Source organism: Streptomyces sp. NPDC056224 (assembly GCF_042267665.1).
GTDB lineage: Bacteria > Actinomycetota > Actinomycetes > Streptomycetales > Streptomycetaceae > Streptomyces.
Window position 1 is genome coordinate 1 of sequence record NZ_JBHJTK010000088.1, and the last position, 9141, is coordinate 9141.

7 protein-coding genes are annotated in these 9141 nt (G+C 72.7%); 4 read left to right on the plus strand and 3 right to left on the minus strand.

Annotation, left to right across the window (positions count from 1 at the left end; all coding sequences use genetic code 11):
- Positions 1–138 precede the first annotated feature (138 nt).
- The gene (locus ACFCZ1_RS38090; RefSeq protein WP_376682864.1) at positions 139–1011 is read left to right on the plus strand and encodes a DivIVA domain-containing protein; all 873 of its coding nucleotides are present in this window, start codon (positions 139–141) and stop codon (positions 1009–1011) included.
- Between the two features lie 315 nt (positions 1012–1326).
- Here ACFCZ1_RS38090 and ACFCZ1_RS38095 read toward each other — a convergent pair whose 3' ends face one another.
- Positions 1327–2187, minus strand: a complete 861-nt coding sequence (locus tag ACFCZ1_RS38095; protein WP_376682865.1) for an alpha/beta fold hydrolase — start codon at positions 2185–2187, stop codon at positions 1327–1329.
- A gap of 82 nt (positions 2188–2269) precedes the next feature.
- On the opposite strand from ACFCZ1_RS38095, the gene ACFCZ1_RS38100 reads away from it, so the two are divergent.
- On the plus strand, positions 2270–2821 hold the full coding sequence (locus tag ACFCZ1_RS38100; protein WP_376682866.1) for a CGNR zinc finger domain-containing protein: 552 nt from the start codon (positions 2270–2272) through the stop codon (positions 2819–2821).
- Between the two features lie 13 nt (positions 2822–2834).
- On the opposite strand, the gene ACFCZ1_RS38105 is transcribed toward ACFCZ1_RS38100, so the two are convergent.
- Both ACFCZ1_RS38105 and ACFCZ1_RS38110 read right to left on the minus strand, forming a co-directional pair.
- Positions 2835–3656: a hypothetical protein gene (locus tag ACFCZ1_RS38105; RefSeq protein ID WP_376682867.1), complete on the minus strand. Its 822-nt coding sequence runs from the start codon at positions 3654–3656 to the stop codon at positions 2835–2837.
- A gap of 82 nt (positions 3657–3738) precedes the next feature.
- Positions 3739–5400: an MFS transporter gene (locus tag ACFCZ1_RS38110; RefSeq protein ID WP_376682868.1), complete on the minus strand. Its 1662-nt coding sequence runs from the start codon at positions 5398–5400 to the stop codon at positions 3739–3741.
- A gap of 303 nt (positions 5401–5703) precedes the next feature.
- Between ACFCZ1_RS38110 and ACFCZ1_RS38115 the strand changes: the two genes are divergently transcribed.
- Entirely contained in the window at positions 5704–6480 is a 777-nt protein-coding gene (locus tag ACFCZ1_RS38115; protein ID WP_376682869.1) for an ABC transporter ATP-binding protein, read from the plus strand.
- Between the two features lie 53 nt (positions 6481–6533).
- Complete coding sequence (locus ACFCZ1_RS38120) at positions 6534–9062, plus strand: ABC transporter permease (protein ID WP_376682870.1); 2529 nt, start codon at positions 6534–6536, stop codon at positions 9060–9062.
- Positions 9063–9141 lie beyond the last annotated feature (79 nt).

The window sequence follows — 9141 nt, forward strand, 5'->3', positions numbered from 1 at the left end:
TTTTTTGTGGTGGTTTCTTTTTTTTTTATATGTCCGGGGGCGGGCCCCCTTTCCGGGGCCCCCCCCCCGGCCATTCCGGCTTCTGGGAGCAAATGGCGCATCCTTGACAGGAATCCCCGCGAGAGAGGCGCTTCCAGGATGAGTGCACCCATTGCGACTGTGCGCGGTCGCGGCTACCGCACGGAAGAGGTCGACCGGTACCTCGCGCGGCTCTCCGGCAGCCGCGACGAGGCCTGGGAGCGCGTGGCCCGGCTGACCGTCCTGGCGAGGCGGATGGAGGAGGAGGCGGCGCGGCTGCGCGAGGCGGTGGCCGCGCTGGCTCCGCAGACGTACGAGGACCTGAGCGAGCGCGCCCGCCGGATCCTGGCGCTGGCGCAGGAAGAGGCGGACTGCGTACGGGCGGAGGCTCGGGCGGACGCGTCCGCGACGCTGGGTGCGGCCGAGGCGCATGCGGACCGGGTGGCGGAGCTGGCGCGGGCGGACGCGGAGGCGGTGCGCGACCAGACGGAGGTCCGGGCCCGGCAGGGGCTGCTGCGGGCGCAGCGGGAGGCGGACGAGGCGCGGGCCGGGGCGCTGGCGGACGCGGAGGGGTGGCGGGCGGAGGCGGTGGCCGCGCTGGCGGAGATGCGGCGGCGGTCGGACGCGTTGCTCGCGGAGCGCGAGCAGGAGCACGGGGAGCGGTGGGAGGCGTCGGAGCGGGAGCTGGCGTCGCGGGAGGAGGAGTCCGCGGCACGGGCGGAGGAGGCGGAGCGGTACGCGCAGGGGCGGCTGTCGCAGGCGCGGCGGGGGTTCGCGGAGGCGGAGGAGTCGGCGCGGCACGGGCAGGAGGACGCGGAGGCGCTGGCCGCCGAGGCGGTCGCGCAGGCGCGGGTGGCGGAGGAGCGGGTGGGGCGGGAGACGGAGCGGATCCTGCGGGAGCACGCGGAGGCGCAGGAGGAGCTGCGAGCGCACATGAACCACGTGCGGGCCAGCCTGGCGGCCCTGACGGGGCGGGCTCCCGCGGAGGGCTGACCGGGGTGGGGCGCGGCTGCGGCTCCCTGCCGGGGGCGCGGCCGCGGCTCCCTGCCGGGGGCTCGGCGGCGGTCTGGGCCCGGCTGCCCCGGGGCGGGGCGGGGTTGGTGCCGGGGGTGGGGTGCGGGCCGGGACTGCGTGAGGGAGGGCGCCTTGGGCCGTGCTTCGGCCCTTTCGGGCCCGGCACGCGCCACCCATCACGTCTTGCGTCCCTGTCGGCACCCCACCCCGTGCCCACCCCGTGCCCACCCCGTGCCCACCCCGTGCCCACCCCGTGCCCGGCGCGTCCGCCGGGCCGTCCCGGTTCCCGCCCGGCTACGGGAGGTCCGTGAGGAAGGCGGCGATCAGGGGGGCGATGGCCGGGAGGTGGGTTTCCAGGGCGAAGTGGCCCGCGCCGTCGAAGACGTGGACGGCGGCGTCGGGGACGTCCCGGAGGTAGGCCTTCGCTCCCGCCGGGGTGAAGAAGGGGTCGCCCGCGCCCCAGACGACCAGGACCGGTGGCCGTGCGGTGCGCAGCCAGGACTGCCAGGCCGGGTAGTGGGTGAAGTTGGAGGCGTAGTCGAAGGCGAGGTCGGCCTGGGCGTCGGCGCGTCCGGGCAGGGCGAGGTAGTGGACGTCGAGGGTCCGGGTGTCCGGGGAGATCAGGGTGGTGTCCGCGACCCCTGTCTCGTACTGGAAGCGGGTGCCCTCCGGGGTGAACAGCCCCCGGACCCGCTGCTCGTCGCCGGGCACCTCGCGGCGCAGGGCGGCGAACTCGCGGGCCGCCTCCGAGAGTCCCTCCTCGTAGGCGTTGCCGTTCTGGACGATCAGGCCGGTGACGCGGTCGGGGTGGCGGGTGGCGAGCCGCAGTCCGACCGGGGCGCCGAAGTCGAAGACGTACAGGGCGTAGCGGTCGAGGCCGAGGGCGTCGGTGAAGCCCTCCATGACCTCGGCGAGCCGGTCGAAGGAGTACGTGAAGCCGTCCGGGGTCTCGGTCCGGCCGGAGCCGGGGTAGTCGGGGGCGATCAGGCGGTACGGGGTGTCGCCGAGGGCGTCCATCAGGCGGGCGAACTGGTGCGAGGCGGTGGGGAAGCCGTGGAGGAGCAGCAGGACGGGGCCGTCGGCGGGGCCGCTTTCGCGGTAGGCGACGCGCACACCGTCGACGTCGATGCTCCGGTGCTGGACGGACGCGATCATCACATGCCTCCTGATGGCTTGGTGCCATTAGTTTTGCCCGAGGATGACTAACGGGTCAAGCGCCTCAGGTAGCATTAGTTGCGTGACAGTCTTCCCGCTGACCGGTGAACCCCTCGCACTGGACCTCCTCAACACCCTGACCGCCGAGGGTGATCTCGTCGCCGGGCCGGAGGGTCTCGCGGCGTGGCTGGCCGAACAGGCCGGCCGGCTGGCCCCGGCCGGGGACGTGGGTGCGGCCGAGGTGGCCGCCGTACGGGCCGTGCGGGAGGCCGCGCGGCCCGCGCTCGCGGCCGTACGGTGCGGGGAGCGGCCGCCGGGCGAGGCGCTGCGCGTGCTGAACGAGGCGATGGCCGCGGCGCCCGCCCACCGTGAGCTGGCCTGGAGTGCGGAGGGGGGCCTGACCGCGGCCGCGCACCGGGAGGCCGCCCCGGCGCGGCGGCTCGCCGCGGAACTGGCCGAGGCGGTCGCGGAGTTCCTGACGGACCCGCGTGTGACCTCGGTCCGCGGCTGCGAAGCACAGGACTGCGTCCTGCTGTTCCTTCCGCTGCACCCCCGGCGCCGCTGGTGCGTGGCGTCGGCCTGCGGGAACCGGGCCCGGGTGGCCCGCTACTACGCCCGCCACAAGCTCCCGTAGCGGCGGTCCGGGCTCAGCCCGCGGCCGGGGCCCCGTAGCGGTAGGGGTCGCTGCGCAGGCCGCGGGAGGTGACCACGACCGTGAACGGGGGCTGCGCCGTGGCCGGCAGAGGGGCCGTCAGGGCGCCCGTCGCGGGGTCCACGGTCGCGGGCACGGTGGTGTCGGCCACGGTGAGGCGGGGGTCGGTGAAGCCGCCGCCCTCGACCGTGAGCAGGCCGTCGGAGACGGTGACGTCCGTGATCACCGGGTTCGGGCGGGTGGCCATCTTGTTCACGAGGTAGGCGCCCGCCGGTGCGCCCGTCAGGGCCCAGATCCCGTCGGGGAGGCGGGGGAGCCCGGCGCCGACGTCGGAGAGGAAGAACAGGACGACGTAGAGCATCGTGACCGTGCTGAGCGCGACGTACTGGAGGTCGACGAGGTCGGTCCGGCCGCTGTCGTTCGCGATCAGCTCCCGCAGCGGGCGGCGGCCGGTGGCCGTCGGCTTGGGCGCCGGCTTGGCCAGGCTGCCGTTCTCCAGACGGGTGCCGACCACCGTCTTCGCGGCGATCAGGGCCGCGTACGGGCCCCCGAGCAGCGGCAGGTACACCGTCGTCAGGGAGGACAGCGGGCCGTGCTCGCCCTGGAACCAGCCGATGCCGCCGCCCGCGATGAGGCCGTAGCCGAGGGTCGTGAGCAGCAGCCAGATCAGGATCACCGTCCACGCCAGGGCGAGCGCCGTGGAGGTGGAGAGCCGGCCGTCGCGCCCGGTGACGAAGGCCGGGTGGCGGCGGAGCCGGTGGGCGAGCGGCCCGGCGAGTGCGGCGAGTAACGCCAGCGCGAAGAATGCGGATGCCATGTCGTCGTCCCCCCGGAAACGGTTGTGCCCCACACTTACCCGCCGGCCGGGGTCATGACAAGTCGCTTTCCGGGGCGGCGCGTTACTCCTCGCCCTGCTCGGGGAGTACCGGGAACCTGCGCGGCGCCACCAGCAGCAGGACCAGCAGCGAGGCCACGGCCGCGCCCGTCGCGCCGAGGAAGATGTGGTCCACGGCGGCCGCCACGGCCTCCCGCAGGTAGTCGGCGGCGGCCTGGGGGAGCAGCCCGGGCTGGCCCAGGGCCTTCGACACGTCGTCCAGGTTGTCGGGCAGCCCGGGCATGGGGGCGTCCACCAGACGGGCGGCGATGGTGGCGTTGGCGACGGCTCCCAGCAGGGCGGCGCCGACGCTCTGGCCGACCTGGCGGGAGAACAGCACCGAGGCCGTCGCGGTCCCGCGTTCCGCCCAGCCGACGGTGGACTGGACCCCGACGACCAGCGGGAGCTGGAAGATGCCGAGGGCGCCGCCCAGCAGCAGCATGATCAGCGCGGGCTGCCAGGGCAGGGCGGGATAGGGGAGCAGGGTGAAGGAGTACAGGATCACCGCGGCCAGCGCGATCCCGACGGCCGCGGTGTTCCGGAAGCCGATGCGCCGGTAGATGTGCTGGCTGAACGCGGCGGTGATCGGCCAGCTGAGGGTCATCACGGACATGACCAGCCCGGCGCTGATGGGCCCCAGTCCGAGCACGGTCTGGGCGTAGGTGGGCATGAACACCATCGGGGCGACTATCAGCAGCCCGAGCGCCCCCATGGCCAGGTTGACGGCGGCGATGGTGCGCCGGCGCCACACCCAGCCCGGCAGGATCGGCTCCTCGGCCCGGCGTTCGGTCCGTACCACCACGGCGGCCAGCACGGCACTGGCGCCCAACAGTCCCAGCGAGGGAGCGGACAGCCAGGGCCAGGCGACCCCGCCCTGGACGAGCGCGAACAGCAGCAGGCCCCCGCAGGCGAAGATGCCCAGCGCCCCGGCCCAGTCGACCGGGCCGCGGCGCCCGGGGGACCGTACGGGCTCCGCGAGGTGACGGGAGATCATCCACAGGGCGAGGGCGGCCAACGGCAGGTTGATCAGGAAGATCCAGCGCCAGTGCGCGTACGAGGCGAGCAGCCCGCCGAGGGCGGGTCCGGCCACGGCGGAGGTGGCCCAGACGGTCGACATCCGCGCCTGGATCTTCGGCCGGTCCTTGAGCGGGTAGAGGTCGCCGGCCAGGGTCTGGACGGTGCCCTGGAGGGCGCCGCCGCCCAGGCCCTGGACGATCCGGAAGGCGATGAGGGCGGCCATGTTCCAGGCGAGCGCGCACAGCAGCGAGCCGACGAGGAAGAGCCCGATGCCGAAGAGCAGCACGGGCTTGCGGCCGAAGGTGTCGGACAGCTTCCCGTACACGGGCAGGGTGACGGTGACGGACAGCAGGTAGCCGGAGAAGAGCCAGGAGAAGACGGAGAAGCCGCCGATGTCGCCCACGATCTGGGGGACGGCGGTGGAGACGATGGTGCTGTCGAGGGCGACGAGCGCCATGCCGAGCATGAGTGAGGCGACCACGGGGGCGGGCGGACGCCCCGGTGCCGGCGCCGTGCCGCCGGCCGGCGTGCCGGGCCCCGCGCCTTTGGCCGAAACCGCTCCCCCGGACGGGCCTTCGCTCCCTGCGGCTATGCCGTCCGGCCCTCCGTCCGATCTTCCGTCCGCTCTCTCCCCAGACCCCACGAAGATTCCTTCCCCCTGCACGTACATGCGGGGAACACCTTCTCACCGCTGCCGTGTGCGGCGGTATCCCCCAGAGCAGGTCCCCCGAAGGGTGGAGGACCCCTAGGGGACGCTCCGCACAACGTGCCGGGGGTCTTTCGTTCCGGCGGAGGAGGAGACGGGTCGCGGCGCGTCCTTAACTGGTTCACATGGGCCGGGAGTCCGGGGGGTGGGGTTAACCCCCGGTCGGATACGGCGATGGGCACCAGCGCGCCGGAGACCGCCGCGCAACAGACTTCACGACGGCGACGCACGCAGAGGACGAGAAGGAGAAACACCGTGACAACGGCTATGACCGAAACCAGGCCCGGGGACACCGGAGGGCATGCAGCCGTCGCGGCCCGGGCGCGGAAGGTCGTCAAGGCCTACGGCTCCGGTGAGACGCGCGTCGTCGCCCTCGACTCGGTGGACGTGGACATCCACCGCGGCCAGTTCACCGCGATCATGGGTCCTTCGGGCTCCGGCAAGTCCACGCTGATGCACTGCCTCGCCGGTCTCGACACGGTGACCAGCGGGCAGATCCACCTCGACGACACCGAGATCACCGGCCTGAAGGACAAGAAGCTCACGCAGCTGCGCCGTGACCGGATCGGCTTCATCTTCCAGGCGTTCAACCTGCTGCCCACGCTGAACGCCCTGGAGAACATCACGCTCCCGATGGACATCGCGGGCCGCAAGCCCGATGCCCAGTGGCTGAACCGGGTCGTCGAGACGGTCGGCCTGGCCGGGCGCCTGCGGCACCGCCCGACCGAGCTCTCCGGCGGACAGCAGCAGCGCGTGGCCGTCGCCCGCGCCCTCGCCGCCCGCCCGCAGATCATCTTCGGCGACGAGCCGACCGGAAACCTGGACTCGCGGGCCGGCGCCGAGGTCCTCGGCTTCCTGCGCCGCTCGGTGGACGAGCTCGGCCAGACCATCGTGATGGTCACCCACGACCCGGCGGCCGCCTCGTACGCGGACCGCGTCATCTTCCTCGCCGACGGCAAGATCGTCGACGAGATGTACGGGCCCACGGCCGAGCAGGTCCTGGACCGCATGAAGGATTTCGACGCGCGCGGGCGGACCTCGTGAGCAACGCCGTCCTGAAGACCTCCCGGCGCAACTTCGTCGCGCACAAGGGGCGGATGGCGCTCTCGGCCGTCGCCGTCATGCTCTCCGTCGCCTTCGTCTGCGGCACCCTGGTGTTCACCGACACCGTGAACGCCACCTTCGACAAGCTGTTCGCCGTCACCAGTGCCGATGTGACGGTCAGCCCGAAGGAGGCGAAGGGCGGCGAGGACACGCCGGACCGCGGCAGGCCCGAGACGCTGGCCGGCTCCACCGTCGAGCAGGTGAAGAGGGCGGAGGGCGTCAAGAGCGCCGAGGGCGCCGTCATGTCGATGTCCGTCACGGTCGTCAACTCCGAGAACGAGAACATGGGCTCGACCACCGGTGCCCCGACCATCGCGGGCAACTGGAACGACAACGAGCTCAAGTCGATGAAGATCACCGCCGGCCATGCGCCGCGCGGCCCCACCGAGGTGATGGTCGACGCCGACACCGCGGACAAGCACCACCTGGGGCTCGGTGACGAACTGCGCACCATCGCCGTCACCGGGGACATCCGCGCCACCATCACCGGCATCGCCGCCTTCACCGTCACCAACCCGGGTGCGGCCGTCGTCTACTTCGACACCGCCACCGCGCAGCAGGCGCTGCTCGGCTCCCCCGGCTCCTTCACGCACGTCAACGTCACCGCCAGGGACGGGGTGAGCGACGAGCAGCTCAAGCGGAACATCGTCACCGCCGTCGGGGCGGACGCGTACAAGCTGCAGACCGCCAAGGAAGCCGCGGACGCCAACCGCAAGGACGTCGGTTCCTTCATGGACGTCATGAAGTACGTGATGCTCGGCTTCGCCGGGATCGCCTTCCTCGTCGGCATCTTCCTGATCTTCAACACCTTCTCGATGCTGGTCGCCCAGCGCACCCGCGAGATCGGCCTGATGCGCGCCATCGGCGCGGACAGCGGACAGGTCCTCAAATCCGTCGTCCTGGAGGCCTACCTCCTCGGCTTCGTCGGCTCCGTGCTGGGCATCGGCGCGGGTGTGGGCCTGGCCGTCGGCCTGATGAAGCTCATGGGCCAGATGGGCATGCACCTGTCCACCGACGATCTGACCATCGCCTGGACCACCCCGGTCATCGGCCTGCTGCTCGGCATCAAGGTCACCGCCGTCGCCGCCTTCATCCCGGCCCGCCGGGCCGGCAAGGTCTCCCCGATGGCCGCCCTGCGCGAGTCCGGCACCCCCGGCGACAAGAAGGCCGGCGCCGTCCGCGCCGTCCTCGGCCTGGTCCTCACCGGCATCGGCGGGGCGGGGCTCTACCTCACCACCGCCGCGGAGAAGGCCGGGCCCGGATCGCTCTGGCTGGGCGTGGGTATCGTCTTCACCCTCATCGGCTTCATCGTGATCGGCCCGCTGCTCGCCGCGGGCGTGGTGCGCGTGCTCTCCGGCGCGGTGCTGCGGCCCTTCGGGTCGGTGGGCCGGCTCGCCGAGCGCAACGCCCTGCGCAACCCGCGCCGCACCGGCGCCACGGCCGCCGCGCTGATGATCGGCCTGGCCCTGGTGGCCTGCCTGTCGGTGGTCGGCTCCTCGATGGTGGCCTCCGCCACCGAGGAGCTCGACAAGTCGGTCGGCGCGGACTACATGATCAACTCCCAGAGCGGGCAGCTGGTCATGCCGCAGACCGAGCAGGCGCTGCGCGCCGTCAAGGGCCTCGACCACGTCACCGCCTACCGCATGGTGGAGGCGAAGATCACCGCCCCCGACGGCTCCGCCGTCGAGGAGGGCCTCGGCGCCACCGACCCGACGTACGCCGCGGACATGCGGCGCAAGATGGCCGCCGGCCGGCAGGCGGCGGCGTACGGCAAGGACTCGATGTCGGTCGGTTCGATCTACGCCACCGAGCACCACGTCAAGCTCGGTGACGAGCTGACGGTCGCCTTCACGGGCGGCAGTACCGTCAAGCTGAAGGTCGCGGCGATCACCCTGGACGAGGGCACCTTCGACAACGGCATGAAGTTCGTCAGTACCGAAGTCGCCCGGGCGAACGTGCCGGCCGACCGGATGCCGCTCCCCTTCATGCTGCTGGCCAGCGCGAAGGACGGAGAGTCCGACGCCGCCGCGTACAAGGCGGTCAAGGCGGCGGTGGCGGAGTACCCGCAGTACGACGTGCGCAACCGGGCCGACTACAAGCAGGCCCTCAAGGACCAGGTCGGCCAGCTCCTGAACATGGTCTACGGGCTCCTCGGCCTCGCCATCATCGTCGCGGTCCTGGGCGTCGTGAACACCCTGGCCCTCTCGGTGGTCGAGCGGACCCGCGAGATCGGCCTGATGCGCGCCATCGGCCTCTCCCGCCGCCAGCTGCGCCGCATGATCCGGCTGGAGTCGGTGGTCATCGCCCTGTTCGGCGCCCTGCTCGGCCTCGGACTCGGCATGGGCTGGGGCGCCACCGCGCAGCAGCTGCTGGCGCTCGAAGGCCTCAAGGTGCTGGAGATCCCCTGGCCGACGATCCTCGGGGTGTTCGCCGCCTCGGCCTTCGTGGGCCTGTTCGCCGCGCTGGTCCCGGCCTTCCGGGCGGGGCGGATGAACGTCCTGAACGCGATCGCGAGCGAGTAGGAGCACCTGCCGCCGCGTTCGTAACGGGGGAGCACGGGGGAGCACGGGGGAGCACGGGGGAAGGCGCCGGTCCGGGACC